General features: G+C 54.8%; 21 protein-coding genes and 1 riboswitch. Of the genes, 10 read left to right on the top strand and 11 right to left on the bottom strand.

The features are described 5' to 3' along the window. Positions 1-320: 320 nt before the first annotated feature. The 7 genes from thiE to NSS64_RS14585 form a co-directional block, all read right to left on the bottom strand. Positions 321-986: a thiamine phosphate synthase gene (thiE, locus tag NSS64_RS14615; RefSeq protein ID WP_341140574.1), complete on the bottom strand. Its 666-nt coding sequence runs from the start codon at positions 984-986 to the stop codon at positions 321-323. Continuing rightward, positions 983-1,810, bottom strand: a complete 828-nt coding sequence (gene thiD, locus NSS64_RS14610; RefSeq protein ID WP_341140573.1) for a bifunctional hydroxymethylpyrimidine kinase/phosphomethylpyrimidine kinase — start codon at positions 1,808-1,810, stop codon at positions 983-985. The genes thiE and thiD overlap by 4 nt, the downstream gene beginning before the upstream one ends. A gap of 26 nt (positions 1,811-1,836) precedes the next feature. Then, positions 1,837-2,643, bottom strand: a complete 807-nt coding sequence (thiM, locus tag NSS64_RS14605; protein WP_341142817.1) for a hydroxyethylthiazole kinase — start codon at positions 2,641-2,643, stop codon at positions 1,837-1,839. Between the two features lie 18 nt (positions 2,644-2,661). Then, the gene (locus tag NSS64_RS14600) at positions 2,662-3,741 is read right to left on the bottom strand and encodes an ABC transporter substrate-binding protein (RefSeq protein ID WP_341140572.1); all 1,080 of its coding nucleotides are present in this window, start codon (positions 3,739-3,741) and stop codon (positions 2,662-2,664) included. Further along, positions 3,738-4,514 carry an ABC transporter permease gene (locus NSS64_RS14595; protein ID WP_340992645.1) on the bottom strand — a complete coding sequence of 259 codons (777 nt, stop codon included), beginning with the start codon at positions 4,512-4,514 and terminating at the stop codon, positions 3,738-3,740. The genes NSS64_RS14600 and NSS64_RS14595 overlap by 4 nt, the downstream gene beginning before the upstream one ends. Beyond that, on the bottom strand, positions 4,495-5,265 hold the full coding sequence (locus NSS64_RS14590; protein ID WP_076074925.1) for an ABC transporter ATP-binding protein: 771 nt from the start codon (positions 5,263-5,265) through the stop codon (positions 4,495-4,497). Before NSS64_RS14590 ends, NSS64_RS14595 begins: the two co-directional genes overlap by 20 nt. A 130-nt stretch (positions 5,266-5,395) precedes the next feature. Next, positions 5,396-5,498, bottom strand: a riboswitch (TPP riboswitch). Between the two features lie 66 nt (positions 5,499-5,564). Next, complete coding sequence (locus NSS64_RS14585; protein WP_341140571.1) at positions 5,565-6,221, bottom strand: TetR/AcrR family transcriptional regulator; 657 nt, start codon at positions 6,219-6,221, stop codon at positions 5,565-5,567. Positions 6,222-6,371: 150 nt separating this feature from the next. On the opposite strand from NSS64_RS14585, the gene NSS64_RS14580 reads away from it, so the two are divergent. The 4 genes from NSS64_RS14580 (at position 6,372) to NSS64_RS14565 (ending at position 10,451) form a co-directional block, all read left to right on the top strand. Continuing rightward, positions 6,372-7,892, top strand: a complete 1,521-nt coding sequence (locus NSS64_RS14580; protein ID WP_341140570.1) for a DHA2 family efflux MFS transporter permease subunit — start codon at positions 6,372-6,374, stop codon at positions 7,890-7,892. A gap of 268 nt (positions 7,893-8,160) precedes the next feature. Continuing rightward, positions 8,161-9,015 carry an amino acid ABC transporter substrate-binding protein gene (locus tag NSS64_RS14575; protein WP_340941212.1) on the top strand — a complete coding sequence of 285 codons (855 nt, stop codon included), beginning with the start codon at positions 8,161-8,163 and terminating at the stop codon, positions 9,013-9,015. Then, positions 9,015-9,683 carry an amino acid ABC transporter permease gene (locus tag NSS64_RS14570; RefSeq protein WP_340941211.1) on the top strand — a complete coding sequence of 223 codons (669 nt, stop codon included), beginning with the start codon at positions 9,015-9,017 and terminating at the stop codon, positions 9,681-9,683. Before NSS64_RS14575 ends, NSS64_RS14570 begins: the two co-directional genes overlap by 1 nt. Positions 9,684-9,701: 18 nt before the next feature. After that, complete coding sequence (locus NSS64_RS14565; RefSeq protein ID WP_341140569.1) at positions 9,702-10,451, top strand: amino acid ABC transporter ATP-binding protein; 750 nt, start codon at positions 9,702-9,704, stop codon at positions 10,449-10,451. A gap of 524 nt (positions 10,452-10,975) precedes the next feature. On the opposite strand, the gene NSS64_RS14560 is transcribed toward NSS64_RS14565, so the two are convergent. Continuing rightward, positions 10,976-11,650: an S-layer homology domain-containing protein gene (locus NSS64_RS14560; RefSeq protein ID WP_341140568.1), complete on the bottom strand. Its 675-nt coding sequence runs from the start codon at positions 11,648-11,650 to the stop codon at positions 10,976-10,978. Positions 11,651-11,764: 114 nt separating this feature from the next. Then, entirely contained in the window at positions 11,765-12,340 is a 576-nt protein-coding gene (locus NSS64_RS14555; protein WP_340941207.1) for a hypothetical protein, read from the bottom strand. 287 nt (positions 12,341-12,627) lie between these two features. On the opposite strand from NSS64_RS14555, the gene fur reads away from it, so the two are divergent. Beyond that, a complete protein-coding gene (gene fur, locus NSS64_RS14550) occupies positions 12,628-13,101 on the top strand; it encodes a ferric iron uptake transcriptional regulator (protein ID WP_340941206.1) in 474 nt (157 codons plus the stop codon). A gap of 94 nt (positions 13,102-13,195) precedes the next feature. On the opposite strand, the gene NSS64_RS14545 is transcribed toward fur, so the two are convergent. Then, entirely contained in the window at positions 13,196-13,876 is a 681-nt protein-coding gene (locus NSS64_RS14545) for a TIGR00266 family protein (protein ID WP_036729143.1), read from the bottom strand. A gap of 226 nt (positions 13,877-14,102) precedes the next feature. Between NSS64_RS14545 and NSS64_RS14540 the strand changes: the two genes are divergently transcribed. After that, positions 14,103-14,318 (top strand): hypothetical protein, encoded by a 216-nt coding sequence (locus NSS64_RS14540; protein ID WP_340941204.1) that lies wholly within the window; start codon positions 14,103-14,105, stop codon positions 14,316-14,318. Between the two features lie 3 nt (positions 14,319-14,321). On the opposite strand, the gene NSS64_RS14535 is transcribed toward NSS64_RS14540, so the two are convergent. Further along, positions 14,322-15,140 (bottom strand): helix-turn-helix domain-containing protein, encoded by an 819-nt coding sequence (locus NSS64_RS14535; protein ID WP_340941202.1) that lies wholly within the window; start codon positions 15,138-15,140, stop codon positions 14,322-14,324. A gap of 312 nt (positions 15,141-15,452) precedes the next feature. On the opposite strand from NSS64_RS14535, the gene NSS64_RS14530 reads away from it, so the two are divergent. From NSS64_RS14530 to NSS64_RS14515, 4 genes are read left to right on the top strand one after another with little or no spacing between them, the layout of a single operon-like run. Beyond that, the gene (locus tag NSS64_RS14530) at positions 15,453-16,220 is read left to right on the top strand and encodes a sugar phosphate isomerase/epimerase family protein (RefSeq protein ID WP_340941200.1); all 768 of its coding nucleotides are present in this window, start codon (positions 15,453-15,455) and stop codon (positions 16,218-16,220) included. After that, on the top strand, positions 16,213-17,310 hold the full coding sequence (locus NSS64_RS14525; RefSeq protein WP_036729132.1) for a Gfo/Idh/MocA family protein: 1,098 nt from the start codon (positions 16,213-16,215) through the stop codon (positions 17,308-17,310). The genes NSS64_RS14530 and NSS64_RS14525 overlap by 8 nt, the downstream gene beginning before the upstream one ends. 48 nt (positions 17,311-17,358) lie before the next feature. Continuing rightward, a complete protein-coding gene (locus NSS64_RS14520) occupies positions 17,359-18,429 on the top strand; it encodes a Gfo/Idh/MocA family protein (RefSeq protein ID WP_341140567.1) in 1,071 nt (356 codons plus the stop codon). A gap of 41 nt (positions 18,430-18,470) precedes the next feature. Beyond that, positions 18,471-19,439: a sugar phosphate isomerase/epimerase family protein gene (locus NSS64_RS14515; protein ID WP_340941196.1), complete on the top strand. Its 969-nt coding sequence runs from the start codon at positions 18,471-18,473 to the stop codon at positions 19,437-19,439. The last annotated feature ends 1 nt before the right edge of the window (position 19,440 follow it).

Raw genomic sequence — 19,440 nt, 5'->3', positions numbered from 1 at the left:
TCGGAAAACCGATCATAATTGGATTGGGCGCGCCGCGTAGGCCGAATGTAATCGGAAAACCGATCATAATTGGACTGGATGCGCCGCGTAGGCGAAATCTAATCGGAAAACCGATCATAATTGGACTGGATGCGCCGCGTAGGCGAAATCTAATCGGAAAACCGAACATAATGGGTGTGCGCCCTGGTTAATGCTATATGTCGCCACAAAGCAGACGGATGGAAAAGTGAGGTACTCCTATGCGTGGCATGAGGCACCCGCATTGTTCCACCAACACCGTTCCACCAACACCGTTCCACCCGCACGTGCCTGGTTTGAAATTATGAAGAAGGAGCAGTGACGAGCTGAGAGAATCTCCGCGTAGACTCGCGTATATCCTCAGCTCCGGCAATGGCCGAGATGATGGAGAGACCATCCGCACCCGCCCGGATGACCGGCGGGGCATTCTCCAGGGAGATGCCGCCGATGCCCACCACAGGAATGCTCAGACCGCTTCGTCTGAGCTCTTCAATGACAGTAGTTCCCCGGACGGCCTGGGCATCATCCTTGGACGTAGTAGGATAGACAGGACCGACTCCGAGATAATCGGCGCCGTCCGCGATAGCCTGCCGGGCTTCCGTCAGATTATGAGCGGAGACCCCGATAATCTTATGCTCACCGAGCTGCTCCCGGATCAGCCGGGCAGGCAGGTCATCCTGGCCGACATGAATGCCGTCGGCATCCAGCGCAACGGCAAGCTCCAGATCATCATTTACGATGAACGGGATGCTATAGGCCCGGCATATCTGCCGGAGCTGTTGCCCTAGACGGAGCAGTGCGGCGCCTTTGAGCGCAGCGGAACCTTTTTCCCGGAACTGGAACAGAGTGATGCCCCCAGCGGCAGCAGCGGCTAAAGTGTCCTCCGGTGATTGGCGGCAGTTCACACTGCCCATAATGAAGTACAGCTTCAGCAATCTGCGCATATCCTCGTTGTGTATCCGTGTCATAGCAGTATCCCCCTAGTTCTCATCCGGTTCCCATAAGCAAAATGATTCGTCGGCCCCTGCCCGGCCCCAATGTTCAGACTATCCTCAATCGCCGCTTGAATGAAGGCCTTGGCGGTAAGGACGGCTTCAGGCATGGAATGGCCCAGCGCAAGACCTGCCGTAACCGCAGCCGAGAAGGTGCAGCCAGTCCCGTGAGTATGCTTCGTCGCTATGCGCGGGCTGGACATATACTGGAATTCCCGTCCGTCATAGAGCAGATCCACGGCCTCATCTCCTGAGGAGTCATGTCCGCCTTTCAAGATAATGTACTCGGGTCCCATCTGATGCAGCAGTCTTGCCGCCTGTTCCCGGTCTTCCCGGCCCTGAATCTTCATGCCTGTCAGCATCTCTGCTTCAGGGAGATTGGGGGTGATGGCAAGCGAGAGAGGAAGCAGGCTTGTAATCAGCGCCTGTATTGCCTCCTGGAGCAGCAGCTGTGAGCCGCCCTTGGCGACCATGACCGGATCGATCACCAGCTTGTGCTGCCAGCCGTACTGCTGCACTTTACCGGCAACTACGCGGATGATGTCACTGCTGAACAGCATTCCTGTCTTAATGGCATCCGGCTCCAAATCGCTGCCAATCGAATCCAGCTGGGCGGCAACGGTCTCCGGCTCCATCGGAAAGACACCCTGGACACCCAGTGTATTCTGGGCGGTGAGTGCAGTAAGTGCAGACATGCCGTACACTCCCAGCTCCTGAAACGTCTTCAAATCCGCCTGAATCCCGGCCCCGCCGCCGCTGTCGGAGCCGGCAATGGTCAACGCTTTGCGTATGATAGTCATCTTGTTCTCTCCTTTGGCTGTAGGGTCTAGGCTTCGGCGAGCAGCTGCAGCCGTGAGCGGCTGCTGTATTGCTCCGGGGTCACCAGCGACAATTGATTCAGGAACAAGGTCTGGAAGCTGCCGGGACCTTGGGCTTCAGCCGCTTCAGCGGCAAGCTCTGCTGCCACGCCATAGAAGGAAAGAGCCTCGGCAGCAGCCTCAAGTACCTCCCCGCCGCTTACGGCAAGAAATGCACCCACCACAGCACTGAGCAGGCAGCCGGTTCCGGTCACCCGGGTCAGGATGGAGTGCCCGTTGCTGGCGATATAAGTGCGCTTGCCGTCTGTGATGATGTCTTCCTTGCCGGTGATAATCACGACACAGTTCAGCTTCTGCGCCGCCTTATTGGCCAGAGCGACTACATCGCCTTCGCCTGCTCCGGCATCCACGCCTTTGCTGGCCCAGCTCTCCCCGGCCACATTGGCAACCTCGGCCACATTGCCGCGCAGGGCAGTAAGCTGAAGCTCACGGAGCAGCCCCGCCGTAACGTCCGTGCGGTAGGCGGTAGCTCCAGCTCCAACGGGATCAAGCACGAGCGGCACCTGGTGGCGGTTCGCAGCCTTCCCTGCCTCGATCATGGAAGCGATGGCGGATTCATTCAACGTGCCAATGTTCAGCACCACTGCCCCGGACATGGCGGCGACATCTGCTACTTCTTCGATGGCATCGGCCATGAACGGCGAGGCTCCCAGAGCCAGCAGCCCGTTCGCTGTGAAGTTAGCGACTACGATATTCGTGATATTATGCACCAGCGGGTTCGCTTGGCGTACTTTGGACAGATAAGACATATGAATTCCTCCTGTAGGTATATTTTAAAAATTAATAAAAGCATTCTTAACATCCACTTCTGCATCCAGCAGACCGTTCTCGCTCAGCCACTGGTTCACCTTCTCCCATGAAGCACTGTCCTGATAGCCGAAGGGCTGGGAACCGGCATCCATCAGCGGCAGCAGGATCTCCAGACTGCGCTGTTCAATGGCTTCATCCAGCGGTGCGGTATCCTCCTGATGGGCAAGCAGCAGCTTCAGCGCTTCATCCGGGTGACCGGCAGTATACTGCTGGCCTTTTCTGATGGCATCCACGAATTTCTGATAAAAGCCCTGTGAATCCTGCAGTCCCTGCTCACTGGCGACCAGCACCAGCTCATAATAATCCGGGACCCCGTAATCCACGGGATTGAAGGAGCGGACCGGATGGCCTTCCTGCTCCAGAATCAGCTGCTCATGGTTGATGAACCCGCCCATAATGCCATCCACCCGTCCGGTGGAGAGAGCAGGGATCAGCTCATAGCCGACATCCACCAGCTTGAGGGAGGAAGGGTCCCCGCCGTCGCTTTTGACCATCGTGTTCAGCATGGCTTCATACAACGGGACGGAGGAATATCCGGCTTGCTTGCCGGACAGCTCTCCGGGGCGGGTAATGCCGCTGTCTGCGGCTACCATGAGATGATTCAGCGGATGACGCACCAGCGCGGCAATCGACTTGACTGGAATCTGCTCACCCCGTGCCATCAGCACCTGGGGCTGATAACTGAGTGCCAGATCCACCTTCCCCGCAGCAACAAGCTTCAGCGCATCATTGGTATCGGCCGGCATCTGAATCTCAACCTCCAGACCTTCCTCAGCGAAATAGCCTTCAGCCTCTGCCGCATACAAAAAAGAGTGAACAGCATTGGGATACCAGTCGAGCATAATCGTCAGCTTATGGGCCCCGCCTTTAGCCCTGGCCTCAGAGGTAGAGGGTGCAGCAGCTGGGGGGCCAGAGGCCGCCGGACTGTTCGTATTGGCGCAGCCTGCCAGGACAGGCAGCATACAGAGCAGCAGAGCAGACAGCAGCATGGCTGGCCTTGAAATCGCATGGTGCAGATAACGGGTATAGCGGATAGTAGTCATGAATAACGTCCTCTTTTCTTCAGAATAATCTTCTCCAGCGCGGCGACTGCCAGAAACAGCAGGATACCGAGCAGGGATAATAAGACAACAGCGGCGAACATCTTGGCGCTCTGCAGATTCCCGGCCATTCTGCGGCTGAAATAGCCCAGCCCCTGGCTGCCCCCAAGCCATTCACCGATGGTTGCACCGATCACACAGTACACAGCCGACAGCTTCAGTCCGGAGAAAAAAGAGGGTAAAGCCAGCGGAACGCCCACCTTCCCGAGAATCTGCCAGCGGTTCGCGCCATATGTCAGCAGCAGCTCCCGGTAAGCGTCCGTGTTCTTGGACAACCCGTCATAGGTGCCGATGACCACCGGGAAGAAGGCGGTCAGGAAGACAACGGCGACCTTGCTCCACAGGGTGTAGCCGAACCACATGATGAACAGGGGAGAGAGGGCGATCAGCGGAACCGTCTGGCTGATAATCAGCAGCGGGTACAGCGCCTTGGCCAGCGGACGGAACAGATGCATGGCGATTCCCAGCAGGCTGCCGCAGACCACGGATAGTGCGAAGCCTGTGAGCACTTCAAGCAGTGTGGCGGGCAGATGTACCCCGAACAATAGATGGCGCTCTTCCATCAATGCCATCCACACCGCAGACGGAGCCGGAAGGATGAAGGGAGGAACCAGGCCCAGCCGGGCTACAGTCTCCCAGACTGCAAGCGTCAGCAGGGCGAGCAGGGCAGCCGGACCGTAATGCTGGAGCAATCTTCTAGGAGCGGCGGTTCTCATATAGCTTCAGCTCCAATTCCTGGCGCAGGGCGGCGAACTGCGGCTCATAGTTCAGACTGTGATGACGCGGGCGGGGGAGACCGGCTGGGAATTCCTGCATCCCGCTGCCGCCACTGCCCGTCATTAGATAGATTCTGTCACTGAGCAGCAGAGCCTCCTCCAGATCATGGGTGATGAACAGCACCGTCTTGTCCAGCTCTGCCCATAACTCCAACAGCCAGCGCTGCAATGAACGCTTGGTAATGGCATCAAGCGCCCCGAACGGCTCATCGAGCAGCAGCAGATCATTCCCCGCCGCCACGGTGCGGAGGACCGCCACGCGCTGGCGCATCCCGCCGGACAGCTCCTGGGGATAAGCCCCTTCGGTTCCCTCAAGGCCGAAGCGTTGCAGCAGGGTACGGATCTCGGCTACGGCGGCCGCTTTGGGACGGCTGCGCTTGAGTTCCCAAGGCAGCAGACAATTGTCCAGCACGGTGCGCCAAGGCAGGAGGAGATCCTGCTGCGGCATGTAGGCCACACTGCCCAGCCTCTTCGCTGCTGCAGCGGACTCGGCTCCGTTCAGCGTAATCCTGCCTTTGTCCGGCTCCAGCAGGCCGGCGATGATTTTGAACAAGGTGCTTTTGCCGCATCCGCTTCCGCCTACGACAGAAATGAATTCGCCGCGCTGCACATTCATGGATAGCCCTGAGAAGACTGGGGTACGGGACGAGCCCGTCCCGAAAGCATAGGATAGATTGCTAATGTTGATCATAAGACTATGTACGAAGCCTCCCCGGATTGATATAGATACTGCGGTGAGCACAAAAAAGCCCCATTCATTCCCGGAGGAATGAATGGGGCGGAAGGTACAGTCAGCTGCGGCCCTGTGACGGGAACCACTGATACATTCTGCTCCACTTCCCTCCGCTGGTATGATCCAGATCAGGTTCAAAGGGTCCGGAGCTTAAGCTCCGTCTCAGTCGGCCGACTCCCCTAGTGAATAATGTTGCTATTGAATTCGTAATTGCTACTTAATATACCACAAATTCCTGTCTTGTAAAGATCAGGCGGTCAGCGCTTCGCCAGACCGGTCACAAACAAGGTGACGATGCCCCGGGAGATGTCCAGCTTGGAGGAATGGTGCCGCTTCTGCTCATACAGGTACAGATCGGGGCTGAGGACAGAGATTAAGGCTGTGGCCGCAAAGGCCGGATCAATGTCAATCAGCTCACCGCCCGCCGCAGCGCGTTGAAGCAGCTCTGTCATCATCACCCCCAGCCGCTGAAAAAAAGGATGCTCAAACTGGGTCAGCTGCTTCTTGCCGGTGAACTCGGCTTTGATCATATTCAGCAGCTCGGCATACTGCTCAATGAAATCGGCAATCTGCTCAATGCTGCTCTGCAGCTGAGCGAGAGCCGGAGCTTCACCGGCACTAGCTGCGACCTGCTGCTCCAGTCCGGACAGGAATTGATCTGCGCTGCCCTTCAGCAGTGCAGAACAAATCTCACCCTTGTCCGTGAAACGGCGGTACAGGGAGCCTTGTCCTATGCCTGCCCGCTTGGCAATGCTGTACATGCTGACCGCCTCAAGACCGCTCTCGGTGAACAACTGGCGGGCAGCTTCAAGAATCCGCTGTACATAAGGATCGGCGGACTCGGGCGGGGCGGATTCTATGGCTTGCGGAGCTGAGCGCGGGAGCTGTGCAGCATCGGTGTCTGGCTTTTTCATGAGAACCCCTTTCAGAAAAGAATTGACACAACGGACAATTGTCCGTAGACTATGAATTGCGCTTACGGACAGTTGTCCGTTCACTCATTATATAGAACAATCTGCCCGCAGGTCAATCTAGAACGCGGACAGCTCAGGAGGAGAAGAGACATGGATCAGACCTTGAAGCAGGAAGCCGATTTCCGGCTGTCCGGCATTCTGGTTCCGCTGCTGGCTATTATTGCAGGAGTATTTATGGTTGTGCTGGACAGTACGGCGATGAACGTAGCCTTGTCCAGGCTGGTGGTGGATTTCAAGACGGATCTGCATACGCTGCAGTGGGTAGTTACCGGATATATGCTGGCCCAGGCTTCCGTTATTCCGCTGTCCGGCTGGCTGTCTGACCGGTTCGGGGCCAAGACGGTCTTCCTGACGGCGGTAGTTGTGTTCACGATAGGCTCGATTCTGTGCGCTACACCAAGCAGCGCCGAGTGGCTGATTGTTTTCCGGGTTATTCAGGGACTGGGTGGCGGCTGTGTGCTCCCTGTCGGAATGGCCTATGTATACAGACTGGCTCCCAAAAGTAAGGTCGGCGTAGTCATGGGCATTATGGGCATTCCCGTTCTGTTCGCTCCGGCTATTGGTCCGGTATTGTCGGGCTGGCTGGTTGAATACCATTCCTGGCGCTGGATCTTCCTTATTAATATTCCGATTGGCATCATCGCTGTGCTGATCGGACTGCGCAAGCTGCCGAGTGCGGCGAAGAACAGCGTGCCCGGCATGGATAAGCTAGGTATGGTTCTTGGACCGCTGGCCTTTGCTTCGCTAACCTACGGGGTCAGCCAGGGCGCGCAGAGCTGGACCTCTGATAAGACGCTGATCGGGCTGCTGCTGGGCGCTGTGGCACTGATCGCTTTTGTCATCGCCGAGCTGCGCTCCAAGACACCGCTGCTGGAGCTGCGGATTCTGAAATCCGTAGATTTCACGACAGGAATCATCGTGCAGTGGATTGCCCAGTTCGGCTTATACGGCGCGTTATTCCTGCTGCCGCAATTTCTGCAGCAGGCCCGCGGCTTCGGCGCATTTGATACCGGCCTGACGCTGCTGCCGCAAGCGATCGCTTCCGGGCTGATGATGCCGATTGCCGGGATACTGTTCGACCGGATCGGTGTGCGCTGGCTCGTGGTCTGCGGTCTCAGTCTGGTCTCCGGCGCGTTATTCCAGTATTCGCATGTGGATCTCACCACGCAGAGCCGAGACCTGATCCTTCCGCTGATCATGTGCGGGGCCGGAATGGGACTGATGATGATGCCGATGAACACGCATCTGCTCAACAAGGCGCCAAGCCATCTGGTGAACCGGGTAACCTCGCTGACGAACTCGATGCAGCAGGTGATTACCTCGCTGGCCGTCTCGACTCTGGTTACGATTCTGACGGCAAGAACAACGGCGCGCGGCATAGAGATGCAGGAAGCGGCGGCGGCTGCCGGTAAAAGCACCGCAGGCGCTTCACAGGAAGCACTCCTGCTGGCCAAGCAGACCGTGTTGTCGCAGGGCTTCGCGGATACGTTCCACATTATGATGTTTGTCGCGCTTGGCGGTGCGGTCCTTGGACTGCTGCTGCGACGGGGCCGCCATTCCGGAACTGAGCGTTCTAAGGACAAGGGGGCACCGGAAATCATGCACGTATAGTAATGCCCATATAGAAGCAGAGCTTGTAATATCCATAGAGCAGCGGTTCTCCTTTTGCAGGAGGGTCGCTTTTTTGTTGATTTCTTATCTGGATATGCTGATGCAGGAGCCGAAATTGGGGCAAGCTAAGCTATGGAAAATCAATACTATACAAATCCGATGGATATAATCGGAAAAAATCATTGACGCAGGTAACGCCTCAGTGTTACTATTCTTTTTGCCGGTAATTACGGTATCTAAAGAGAAGATATGAGAGGGGATTCATCGAATGAAAAAACTAAGTCTGACTATTATGCTGCTCCTGACCATGGTCACGGCTGCGGCTTGCGGAAACAACAATACGGACAAGACAGCAACGGGCGGCAATACCGGGAATGAACCCACAGCAGCGGCTACAGAGGGTACAGCTTCCGGGGAGCAGAACAGCCTGGAGGCCGTCAAAGCCAGCGGCAAGCTGCGCATCGGAACTGAAGGAACCTACGCACCATTCACCTTCCATGATGCGGACGGCAAGCTGACAGGTTTCGATGTTGAGATTGCTGAGGAAGTGACCAAGCGTTTAGGTGTGAAGCCGGAGTTCATTGAGACGCAATGGGACGGGATTTTTGCCGGGATGGATGCGAAGCGCTTCGATGTGATCTTCAATGAAGTCTCTATCACTGATGAACGTAAAGTGAAATATGATTTCTCCGATCCGTATATTGTTTCCAAGGCGGTGCTGATCGTGCCGGAGGACAATCAGGATATTAAGACGTTCGCTGATCTCAAGGGTAAAAAAGCCGGCCAGTCCCTGACCAGCAACCTCGGCAAAATCGCCACAGACAACGGTGCCGAGATCGTATCCACCGAAGGCTTCAACCAGGCGATTGATCTGCTGACCTCCGGCCGGATCGATGCTACCGTGAATGACGGATTGTCCTTCCTCGACCTGAAGAAGCAGAAGCCGGATATCAAGATCAAGAAGGTGGATGAGATTGCCGAAGGCTCGCATAGTGCCGCAGTCTTCCTGAAAGGGAATGACGAGCTGGTGCAGGCTGTGAACGAAGCGCTGACCGCTATGAAGAGCGACGGAACCTACCTTAAGATCTCCGAGAAGTACTTCGGCACTGACGTATCGAAATGATGGATGACCGCCAAATACAAATATTTCTCGATTCATTGCTGCCCCTGTTCAAAGCCGGGGTGGCTTTTACCCTTCCGCTTGCGGTGGTATCCTTTATTCTGGGGCTGCTGCTGGCGGTGATTACTGCGCTTGCCCGGCTGTCCTCCTGGAGACTTCCGAGGCTGATCGCCAGATTTTATGTCTGGGTGATCCGGGGAACGCCGCTGCTGGTGCAGCTGTTTATTATTTTCTATGGACTGCCCGCCGCCGGGATTGTGCTTGATCCGTTCATCGCCGCTGTCATCGGGTTCACGCTCAGTGTCGGGGCCTACTCCTCCGAGATTGTCCGGGCTGCCATCCTGTCTATCCACAAGGGCCAGTGGGAAGCCGCGTTCTCTGTGGGGATGAGCCGGAAGCAGGCTCTGCGCCGGGTGATATTGCCTCAAGCTGCCCGCGTGTCGGTTCCGCCGTTATCGAATTCTTTTATTAGCCTGGTTAAGGATACTTCGCTTGCGGCCAGTATTACTTATGTAGAGATCTTCAGAAAAGCCCAGCAGATTGTGGCGACATCCTATGAACCCCTGCTGCTGTATTGCGAAGCGGCGTTGTTCTATCTGCTGTTCTGCTCCGTATTGTCGGCGCTGCAGAATTACTTGGAGAAGCGGCTGGACCGGTATTCGGCCAGTTAAGGTGAAGGAGGCACACGCATGATTGAAATACGCGATTTACATAAGTCCTTCGGGCCGCTTGCGGTGCTGAAAGGTGTGGATCTCGCCGTTGAACACGGCCAGGTCATGGTCATTATCGGACCTTCCGGCTCCGGCAAAACCACGCTGCTGCGCTGCTTCAACCTGCTGGAGACCCCCGACAAGGGCAGTCTTACACTGAACACGATTAAGCTGGATTTCACCCCGGGTGCCAAAATTCCACAGCGTACCGTACTGTCCCTGCGCCAGCAGACAGGAATGGTGTTCCAGTCTTATAATCTGTTCCCGCATATGACGGCGATCGGCAATGTCATGGAGGGACAGATCACGGTGCAAAAGCGTTCCAAGGAGGAAGCGCGCAGCAAGGCGCTGGCCCTGCTGGACAAGGTGGGTCTGGCAGACAAGGCAGATGCGTATCCGCATCAGCTGTCCGGCGGCCAGCAGCAGCGTGTAGCGATAGCCCGCGCCATGGCGGCCTCGCCGGAGGTGCTGCTGTTCGATGAGCCGACCTCGGCGCTTGACCCTGAGCTGGTCGGCGAGGTGCTGAAGGTCATCAAGCAGCTGGCCCGGGAAGGAATGACGATGGTTATCGTCACCCATGAGATGAAATTCGCGGCCGATGTGGCCGACCGAATCATCCTGATGGACAAAGGAGTCATCCTGGAGCAGGGAACCCCCCGGGAGGTACTGGAGCAGACGAAGAACCCGCGCGCTTTGCAATTCCTGAACCGGCTCAGCGGGGAAGAGTGATTGCGGGAAGGAGTATATTAAGGCAGACCGGGAGGGGAGTCCTGGTCTGTCTTTTTATTGTTTTGTAGCAAATTATAGTTACTGTTATTGTGGATATAGTTTACATGCGTAAAACCGAATGCAAATGGCTGGTACAACAGTTCATGAGCTAATGTATGTGAAAAACAGCATACATTGTGTTTACGCGAAGATGAGGTGGTAGGCAAACGTAAACGAAGAAGTGCACTTGAATCCGTGTTTGTAACTCCCCCTCTTAAACAGTGGAGCAGGCGGAATGATTGTGGAGAAGCGGAGCGGTCGCCTTTGTATCCGGATTTTCACCGATTAGGGGAATGAAAAAAATCTGGATACAAGAGCGATTGGAACAACATTCCGTTTGCGGAGCGTGCTCCTAAGCGTCGCGGTAATTTATACCTACGTATTTCCTGTCAAAAAAACAAGGCTGCCCCTAGCCGTAACGGCTTCCGGGACAGCCTTTGATCTATCATACGCGGGGGAACGGTATGAACTAACCTAACTTTCCTTTACTTCTGTGTGCCGCCATCGCTAACGGACTTCAAGTAGTCCAGCGTGTTGTACAGCATAACAGCTGCTTCAGCACGGGTGATAGTGCTCTTCGGATTGAACTTGCCGCTGGCATCAAGGGCAGTGATCTTGTATTTCAGCGCCCGCTGAATGCTGCCCTGATAGGAAGGGTCCAGCGCGTCTGCATCTGCAAGCTCAGCCGGAACGAGATTGATCATCGGCAGGTTACCGGCCTTTTCCACGGCTTGAACCAGCATACTGGTATACAGCTCTTTGGTAATCGGCTTGGCCGGATCGATATTGGCCGGGATACTCACACCATTATAATGGGCATTGATGAAGGCTTCTGCGAACCAGGCATTGTCTTTTACTTTGGAGAACAGCGCACTTGCCTGGGGAGCCTTATTGAAATCAATTGCCGCCAGGCTAAGCTGGAGACCGCCGGAGATAAATTGTATCCCTTGCGCTGTAGTTACTGTGGATGCCGGCAGAAATTGGGTGTCGGAGATTCCTTTGATCAGGCCCTGCTCCTTCAGAGAGTTGATCTTATCCTTACCTGTCACCTGGCTGATATCCTTGAAGCTGCTGCCGGCTGCAAAAATTTGTCCGCCAAGAGAGAAGGAAAGGAGGGTTACTGCTGTAATAGCTGCGATCGTGTTTTTTTTCATACTCATCTGAATTCCACCTCTATTATAGGGTTGGGCCGTTTGGCCTGTATCAACTCCTCTAACGTAATGAGATCAGAAAAGGTTGCAAGCGTATTAATCCCGATCTGCAGGACAGGCAAGCTACATCATTTCCTGAAACAGCAGATTGCGGTAGGGGTACCGGCTGAAGCGGGTCTTGAACAGCAGCGCAATTCCGCTTTCTTCAATCGTTACGGATTTCAGTGACGTTGTTCTTACCAGACTGCGGACCATCGCCCTTACCGCCCGGTTGTCCTTACGCCGGATGGCGGCAGCCATGGCTTCCGCGAAGCTACGGTTAACCGCAAGCTCGCGGTACAACGGGATGATGGAACGCGCTATGCAGCGGTGGGCGTCTGTATTGAAGGTGAACTGAACGGTTCCCGGCGGAATCGTCGTTCCATTGGTATAGAAGGCAATCGGCAGCGGAAAGGGAAAAGAGATAAAATAACCGATTCCGTTCGTTCCGTAATTCTCCGCGTCGGCAAGTGCGGGGATACTGTGGAGCAAGCTGCCCATCAGGTCCAGGTCGGCAGTGACAACCGCGGTTGTCCATTGCCTGGCATAACTGCGGTTTCCGGCAATTTTCCGGTAGAACGGCAGCATGGCCGCAGCTACGCTGCGCAGTACACGGGCTGTTACCAGCCGCTGCGTCTGCTTAGGTTGTACTTTCGCCATCCGGATCATCCTCACTTTGCACAGATTCTTTCCAAGTATAAGCATGTATCGGTTACATTTGATCTTGATATAGAGTATGGGGATTACGCACACTTCGGAATGGGCAACTCCGGTTTCGGCAGAAATATTATCTATGCGTGGAGCGGCAGAGGGGGGCTATTGCGGGCAAGTGATGTTATACTGGTGTCAGGACTTTTCTTTGACGGGCAAGTTTGTTATGCTTATATCGTAACGATTACTAATTATTCTGCGGGAATTGTTCTGCTTCCGGAAAGGTGGGAACCCGGGTGAACCGAGTGTCAAATATCAGTCAGCAGTTTGCGGCTCATAATTATAAGCTTACACCACAGCGTGAAGCGATAGTGAGAGTGCTGCTGGATAATGAGAAGGATCATCTAAGCGTGGAAGAGGTATATATGCTGGTCAAGCGCAGTTACCCGCATTTGGGGCTGGCGACTGTCTACCGTACCTTGGAGCTGCTGTGTGAACTTCATATTGTGCAAAAAATGAATTTCGGCGACGGCGTCGCCCGTTATGATCTGCGCGACGACGATCATGTGCATATGCATCATCACCTGATCTGCAATGTATGCGGTAAGCTGGAAGAGATCAAGGATGATTGGCTGGTGGAGCTGGAGGCGCGGGTAGCCCGTGAATATGGCTTCAGTGTGACCGATCACCGTCTCGATTTCAAAGGCACCTATAATAGCTGTCAAAAGAACGGCTGCAAGGGCGACAAGGACTGCCGCGCCGTCTCATAAGCACATCTGCAACGCACAGAAGGCGCAGGGCTGAAGTTCAGCCTGCGCCTTCTTGCAAATATTAAGAAGTTACGGAATCTGCGAAATGCCGCTGCTAGGAGCGGTTTGGAACGAAGGATTTGATCCAGGTTCCGAAGCTGCCGGGATTGCGGGTCTGAACCAGGATCACCCCTTCGCCGCGGAACCGGCAGACCAGGGCCTCGCCGCTGGTTAAGCTGTTCAGCCAGCCGGAGGCTGCTTTTTCCACCTTGTAATCCATATAGTCCGGCCAAGCTACAAGGTGTCCGTTATCAATGATCATCTCTTCGCCCGGTCCGAGGTTAATGGCGTGAATCGCTCCGAAGGAGGAGAGGAAAACGGTGCCCCTGCCGCTGATTTCCAGAATGAAGAATCCTTCGCCGGAGAACAGACCGCGGGTCAGATTCTGCATTTTGGTATTGACCTGAATGCCTTGGGTTCCCGCCAGGAAGCCGTCCTTCTGTACGATCAGCTTGTACGACCCGTCCAGCTCAATGGCCTGTACATCCCCGATAGAACCGGGTGAGAGCAGCACCTCACTCTGTCCGCGCGTGGCGGTCAGCTCCTGGAAGAAGAATTTCTCCCCGCTCAGCATGCGGCCCAGGCCGCGCATAATTCCGCCGTCCACGGTGCCCCGCAGCTCCACATTCGGTGACATGGCGACCATCGCACCCATCTCCGCCTTAACGCTCTCGCCCGGCTCCAGCAGGACCTTAAGCATGGCGAAGGCGCCGTCATACAGCACATCATATTTCATATCCCGTTCCTCCTTTGCGATTATTGGTTATGCCACAGGTATGTATCTTGCTCTTCAAGGATACTGTACCAGGTAGTCCAACTGCAAGCCGGGCACAGCCAGGGCTGGAGTACAGTACCAAATGAATATAGTGAACAGTACCGGGCAGCGGTCAGGATAGTGTGTTAAAATGAAGTGGACAGTGCAGCCGTACTGAATATACGAATGACAAGGAGTGTCGCCGCTTATGGCACGGACAAGAACGCAGAAGGCGCTGCTTAAGGCAGAGCGCTCAGGCACATGGTGTGCAGAAAGAAACCGCAGACTCAATCAGGATTACGGGGCCATCTCCCAGCATGTCCGAGTTACACCCGGCAAACGGGAGCAATTGAATAAGGTCAAACACAAGGAGCGGATCTTCCATGATGGCGCTCCTTTTGCATGCCTGGGGGCAGCGGGGTAATACTTATACCTGTGCCCTGCTGTGAATACGGTATTCCTTGGGCGACATGCCGAACCGGCTGCGGAAGATCCGGTGGAAATAGGTATAGTTCGCAAATCCGCAGGTCTCGGAGACATGCTCCAGCGGCATGGGGCTGAACGTAATCTTTTCCCGGGCCATATCCAGCCGTACATCATTTACATATTTGACAATTGTGGTGCCGAACGCTTCCTTGAACAGATGAACCGCACGGGAGACCGAGATATCCACATGTGCGGCCACATCCTCCAGCCGGAAGCTGTAAGAGGCATGTTCTTCCACGTACTGCTTCATCCGGTAAGCCAGATAAGCCTTCGGTGAGATCGCGGGCTGATCAATCATCAGCCGGTCAATTTCCATACATAGAATCTGCAGATAACAAGCAGAGATATCCGGTGAGGAGTCCGATAAGCGGCGCTGCTCCAGCACAAGCTGGCGGAAGAGGCCGAGAATATGATCGCTCATCGGCAGGCGGAGTACCGCCGGACGCTGCTTGCGTCTCCACCATTCTTCAATCCATGGGCCGCTGCAAAAGATATGATAGTCACCGCTCTCGATCCTCGGCTTGCCGACGGGATAGACTTCCTTGTCGATACTCAAGTAGTAGGGGTCATTCGGTGCGAACAGCATGAGATCGCCGCTCTCAACGGTTGTAATGGCTCCGTTCTCCCTGGTGCGGCTGCGCCCTTCAGTCTGGAGCCGCAGCAGATAATACTGTACACCCTCGCTGCGTGACATATGAAATGGTTTGCGGTGGAAGGAGAATCCGGCGGATAGAATGTGGCAAGCGGCAGATGTTGTCATGTGTCCCTCCTAGTCTAATAAATGATAAGCAGATTGTTCATGTTTTAATCATATTATTCATTTTATTATATACGCTTTCATATTACCATGTAGCTAAGCAAAAAACATACAAATGATGTGGAGAAGGCCGTATTGCGGCGCTAATCGCTACATTTACAAACTCTGGAAGCAGTGGATGAAACAAAGAGAACGCTGCGTTCTCCAATGTTTACAGCCCGTTTGTTCAGGTGATGCGCTTCAGGGAAGGTAACCGGGAGTGCGGCGGCAGCAAGAACAGGATAACTCCGGATCATATAAGGAGTGGGAATAACAATGCTTAAGGTTGGATTGCAGCTGTACACGCTAAGAGAAGAACTGGAACAGGATTTCGAGGGAACTATACGTAAGGTAGCCGAGCTGGGCTACAGCGGTGTGGAGTTCTTCCACTATTTCGGCCGTACGGCTGAACAGGTGAAGGCGCTGCTTGAAGAGACAGGACTTGTTGCTGTCGGAGCACACCGTCCGTACGATGCGATGCTGAATGATACGGAGCAGGAGATCACCTTCAATCTGGAGATCGGCAACCGCAATCTGATCGTGCCTTATCTGACAGAAGAACAACGGAACTGGCCGGAGGTAGCCGCGGGTCTGCGGACCATCGGCGAGAAATGCAAGGCTGCCGGTGCTGTTCTGTCTTATCATAATCATGATTTTGAATTCACGGAGAAGGTTGACGGCCAGCCTGCCTTTGATTATCTGTTCGAAGCGGTGCCTGCTGAGCAGCTTCAAGTGGAGATGGATACATGCTGGGTGTATTACGGCGGATATGATCCGGCAGAATATATCCGTAAGTATGCAGGACGCCTGCCGATCATCCACCTCAAGGATCTGAAGAAGAAAGAAGACGGCTCACCGGAGACTGTAGTACTCGGCGAAGGTGAAGTGGATCTGGCTGCGATCATTGAAGCAGCAGCTAGCGCTGGTGTGGAATGGGCAGTGGTGGAGCAAGACTTCTGCAGCCGCTCGCCGCTTGGTAGTGTCGCTGACAGCTTGAACTGGATCAAAACATACGAGAATCAAGGAGGAAGTATTCATGTCTAACAAACTCAAGATTGCTATTATCGGTTGCGGTGGTATCGCAAACGGCAAACATATGCCAAGCCTTGCCCGTCAGGAGGATGCCGAAATGGTGGCATTCTGTGATATCGTGGAAGAACGTGCCCAGGAGGCTGCCAAGACCTACGGCTCGGAAGGCGCTGCTGTATTTACCGATTTCCGTGAGCTGCTGGCAACGGGCGGGTTCGATATCGTGCATGTCTGCACGCCGAATGACAGCCACTCCGAGATTACGGTTGCCGCACTGGAAGCCGGCAATCATGTACTGTGTGAGAAGCCGATGGCCAAGACCACTGCACAGGCTAAAGAAATGCTGGATGCCGCCAAGCGTACAGGAAAGAAATTGTCCATTGCTTATCAGAACCGTTTCCGCGCAGACAGCGAATATCTGAAGGGGCTGTGTGAAGAAGGAGAACTCGGCGATATCTATTACGGTAAGGCTATTGCGCTTCGCCGCCGCGCTGTTCCAACCTGGGGCGTGTTCCTGGATGAAGAGAAGCAGGGCGGAGGACCGCTGATCGATATCGGTACCCATGCGCTGGATCTGACACTCTGGCTGATGAATAACTACAAGCCGCGTATGGTTGTAGGCTCTACCTTCCATAAGCTGGGCCAGAAGAAGAATGCCGCGAATGCCTTCGGTCCGTGGGACCCTGAGCAATTCAAGGTAGAAGATTCCGCCTTCGGCTTCATTACAATGGAGAACGGTGCTACAATTGTACTTGAATCCAGCTGGGCGCTGAACGTATCTGAATTCGGCGAAGCCAAGACGATGCTTGCGGGAACGGAAGGCGGAGCGGATATGAAGGACGGGCTGCGTCTGAACGGCGAACGTGCCGGCCGCCTGTATGAGACCAAGGTGGACCTGTCCTCCGGCGGTGTCGCCTTCTACAGCGGAGCTGCGGAGAATGAAGCAGACCGTGAAGCCCGTCTGTGGCTGGAAGCCGTAAGAGAAGACAAGGACCCTGTGGTTCTGCCGGAGCAGGCCTTCGTAGTTACCCAGATTCTTGAAGCAGTGTATGAATCAGCACGTACCGGACGCGCCGTATATTTTGACGGAAGTTCTGACAACTAAGAGCCTCTTCCGGTTCACGCGACTATTAGACAAACAGGAGTGGAATCCATGAGTTCAATCAAACATACTGTAGCCATCGTTGGTTACGGCGGAATGGGAAGCTACCATACCCAATTAATCAAAGAGAGTGACCGGGTGGTAGTGACCGGTGCCTTCGATCTGCTGGCAGAGCGGCGCGCCTTGGCTGAGGAAGCAGGCTACACCGCGTATTCCAGCTATGAAGAATTGCTGGCAGATCCGGCTGTGGACATTGTTCTGATCGCTACACCGAATGATGTGCACAAGGACATCGCCCTTCAGGCTTTTCAGATGGGCAAGCATGTAGTCTGTGAGAAGCCGGTTGCCATGTCCTCGGCTGAATTCATCGAGATGCAGGCTGCTGCGGAGGCGGCCGGACGGGTGCTGATGGTGCACCAGAACAGACGCTGGGATGAGGATTTCCGCGTAATCAGGGAGATGTATGAGCAGGGGACGATTGGATCACTCTTTCAGATTGAATCCCGGGTGCACGGTGCCAACGGAATTCCCGGCGACTGGCGTCATGTGAAGGAGCAAGGCGGCGGGATGCTGCTGGACTGGGGCGTGCATCTGCTGGATCAGCTGTTGTACATGATTGACAGCAAGGTGAGCAGTGTCAGCAGCAGTCTGAGCTTTGTCCTCGGCAATAATGTAGATGACGGATTCGATGCGGTGCTGCAGTTCGAGAACGGCATCAGAGCCATTGTCGAGGTAGGGACAACCAATTTCATCACGATGCCAAGATGGTATGTGAAGGGCACCGGGGGAACCGCTATTATCGAAGACTGGTCGCTGAGAGGCAGAATTGTAGCCCCCAACCACGAATCGGAAAAGATTGAACCCACGCCGATCCGCGCAGGTGTAGGCTTGACTAAGACGATGGCCCCGCCTTCAGAAGGCTCGACCGTCCTTGAAGATCTGCCTGCGGCATTAGAGATGACCTCCAGCTTCTATGATAATCTGGCCGCTGTTATCGAAGGCACGGCGGAACCGGTTGTCAAGAATGCCGAGGTGCTTCGTGTACTGAAGCTCATTGAGGCAATCTTTGAAGCGGCAGAGCGTAATGAGACTATTAAGAATTTCGATAACTACGGAGCTTAATCTAGGCTTCAATACGACCCTAAGAGAGGTGGAATCTGCAAATGAAACTTGGAGTATTTATGGTGTTGTTCGGCGGCCGCAAGCTGGAGGATGCACTGGATTATGTGGTCTCCAAAGGACTGAAGGCCGTTGAGATCGGTACCGGAGGGTATCCGGGGAACAGCCATTGCAATCCCAAGGAGCTGCTGGAGAATGAAACGGCCCTTCAGGAATTCAAGCAGCAAATCGAATCCCGCGGCTTGATCATCAGCGCGCTAAGCTGCCACGGCAACCCGCTGCATCCGCAGAAGGAGCTGGCAGACAAGGATCACGAAGTATTTGTAGACACCGTGAAGCTTGCACAGAAGCTGGGCGTCAAGGTTGTGAATACCTTCTCCGGCTGTCCGGGCGATCATGAAGGCGCGAAATATCCGAACTGGCCGGTTGCCCCATGGCCGAATGATTACCAGGAGATTCTGGCCTGGCAGTGGGAGAACAAGGTCATTCCTTATTGGACAGAGCAGGCGGCCTTCGCCACTGCACATGATGTGAAGATTGGTCTTGAGCTGCACGGAGGCTTCTCGGTACACACTCCGGCTACCCTGCTGAGATTAAGAGAAGCTGCCGGAGAGGCCATCGGGGCGAACCTTGACCCGAGCCATATGTGGTGGCAGGGAATCGATCCGGTACAGGCCATTCATATTCTCGGCCGTGAAGGCGCGATCCATCACTTCCACGCGAAGGATACCGTTATTGATCCGGTGAACGTCAACAAGCATGGTCTGACGGACATGCAGTCCTATACGAATATGCTGGACCGCGCCTGGCAGTTCCGTTCCGTAGGCTACGGACACGATGTCAAGGTCTGGGCAGACATGATGAGCGCACTGCGTCTGGTAGGCTATGATTTTGTAGTCAGCATCGAGCATGAAGACGGCCTGATGTCCATTGAAGAAGGCTTCTCCAAAGCGGTAGACAATCTCAAGCAGGTGCTGATCGAAGAGCCGCTGTCTGAGATGTGGTGGGTCTAAC

Origin of the sequence: Paenibacillus sp. FSL H8-0122 (assembly GCF_038005345.1) — a bacterium.
GTDB lineage: Bacteria > Bacillota > Bacilli > Paenibacillales > Paenibacillaceae > Paenibacillus_AQ.
This window is presented reverse-complemented; position numbering and strand designations above follow the sequence as displayed.

Excerpts from the sequence above, each read along its gene's own strand:
- NSS64_RS14585 (WP_341140571.1), bottom strand. The coding sequence starts at position 6,221 with ATGAAAAAGCCAGACACCGATGCTGCACAGCTCCCGCGCTCAGCTCCG.
- NSS64_RS14535 (WP_340941202.1), bottom strand. The coding sequence starts at position 15,140 with ATGACAACATCTGCCGCTTGCCACATTCTATCCGCCGGATTCTCCTTC.
- NSS64_RS14560 (WP_341140568.1), bottom strand. The coding sequence starts at position 11,650 with ATGAGTATGAAAAAAAACACGATCGCAGCTATTACAGCAGTAACCCTC.
- NSS64_RS14520 (WP_341140567.1), top strand. The coding sequence starts at position 17,359 with ATGAGTTCAATCAAACATACTGTAGCCATCGTTGGTTACGGCGGAATG.
- NSS64_RS14515 (WP_340941196.1), top strand. The coding sequence starts at position 18,471 with ATGAAACTTGGAGTATTTATGGTGTTGTTCGGCGGCCGCAAGCTGGAG.
- NSS64_RS14545 (WP_036729143.1), bottom strand. The coding sequence starts at position 13,876 with ATGAAATATGATGTGCTGTATGACGGCGCCTTCGCCATGCTTAAGGTC.
- NSS64_RS14580 (WP_341140570.1), top strand. The coding sequence starts at position 6,372 with ATGGATCAGACCTTGAAGCAGGAAGCCGATTTCCGGCTGTCCGGCATT.
- NSS64_RS14525 (WP_036729132.1), top strand. The coding sequence starts at position 16,213 with ATGTCTAACAAACTCAAGATTGCTATTATCGGTTGCGGTGGTATCGCA.
- thiD (WP_341140573.1), bottom strand. The coding sequence starts at position 1,810 with ATGACTATCATACGCAAAGCGTTGACCATTGCCGGCTCCGACAGCGGC.
- NSS64_RS14565 (WP_341140569.1), top strand. The coding sequence starts at position 9,702 with ATGATTGAAATACGCGATTTACATAAGTCCTTCGGGCCGCTTGCGGTG.
- NSS64_RS14540 (WP_340941204.1), top strand. The coding sequence starts at position 14,103 with ATGGCACGGACAAGAACGCAGAAGGCGCTGCTTAAGGCAGAGCGCTCA.
- NSS64_RS14575 (WP_340941212.1), top strand. The coding sequence starts at position 8,161 with ATGAAAAAACTAAGTCTGACTATTATGCTGCTCCTGACCATGGTCACG.
- NSS64_RS14555 (WP_340941207.1), bottom strand. The coding sequence starts at position 12,340 with ATGGCGAAAGTACAACCTAAGCAGACGCAGCGGCTGGTAACAGCCCGT.
- NSS64_RS14530 (WP_340941200.1), top strand. The coding sequence starts at position 15,453 with ATGCTTAAGGTTGGATTGCAGCTGTACACGCTAAGAGAAGAACTGGAA.
- NSS64_RS14600 (WP_341140572.1), bottom strand. The coding sequence starts at position 3,741 with ATGACTACTATCCGCTATACCCGTTATCTGCACCATGCGATTTCAAGG.
- NSS64_RS14570 (WP_340941211.1), top strand. The coding sequence starts at position 9,015 with ATGGATGACCGCCAAATACAAATATTTCTCGATTCATTGCTGCCCCTG.
- thiE (WP_341140574.1), bottom strand. The coding sequence starts at position 986 with ATGACACGGATACACAACGAGGATATGCGCAGATTGCTGAAGCTGTAC.
- NSS64_RS14595 (WP_340992645.1), bottom strand. The coding sequence starts at position 4,514 with ATGAGAACCGCCGCTCCTAGAAGATTGCTCCAGCATTACGGTCCGGCT.
- NSS64_RS14590 (WP_076074925.1), bottom strand. The coding sequence starts at position 5,265 with ATGATCAACATTAGCAATCTATCCTATGCTTTCGGGACGGGCTCGTCC.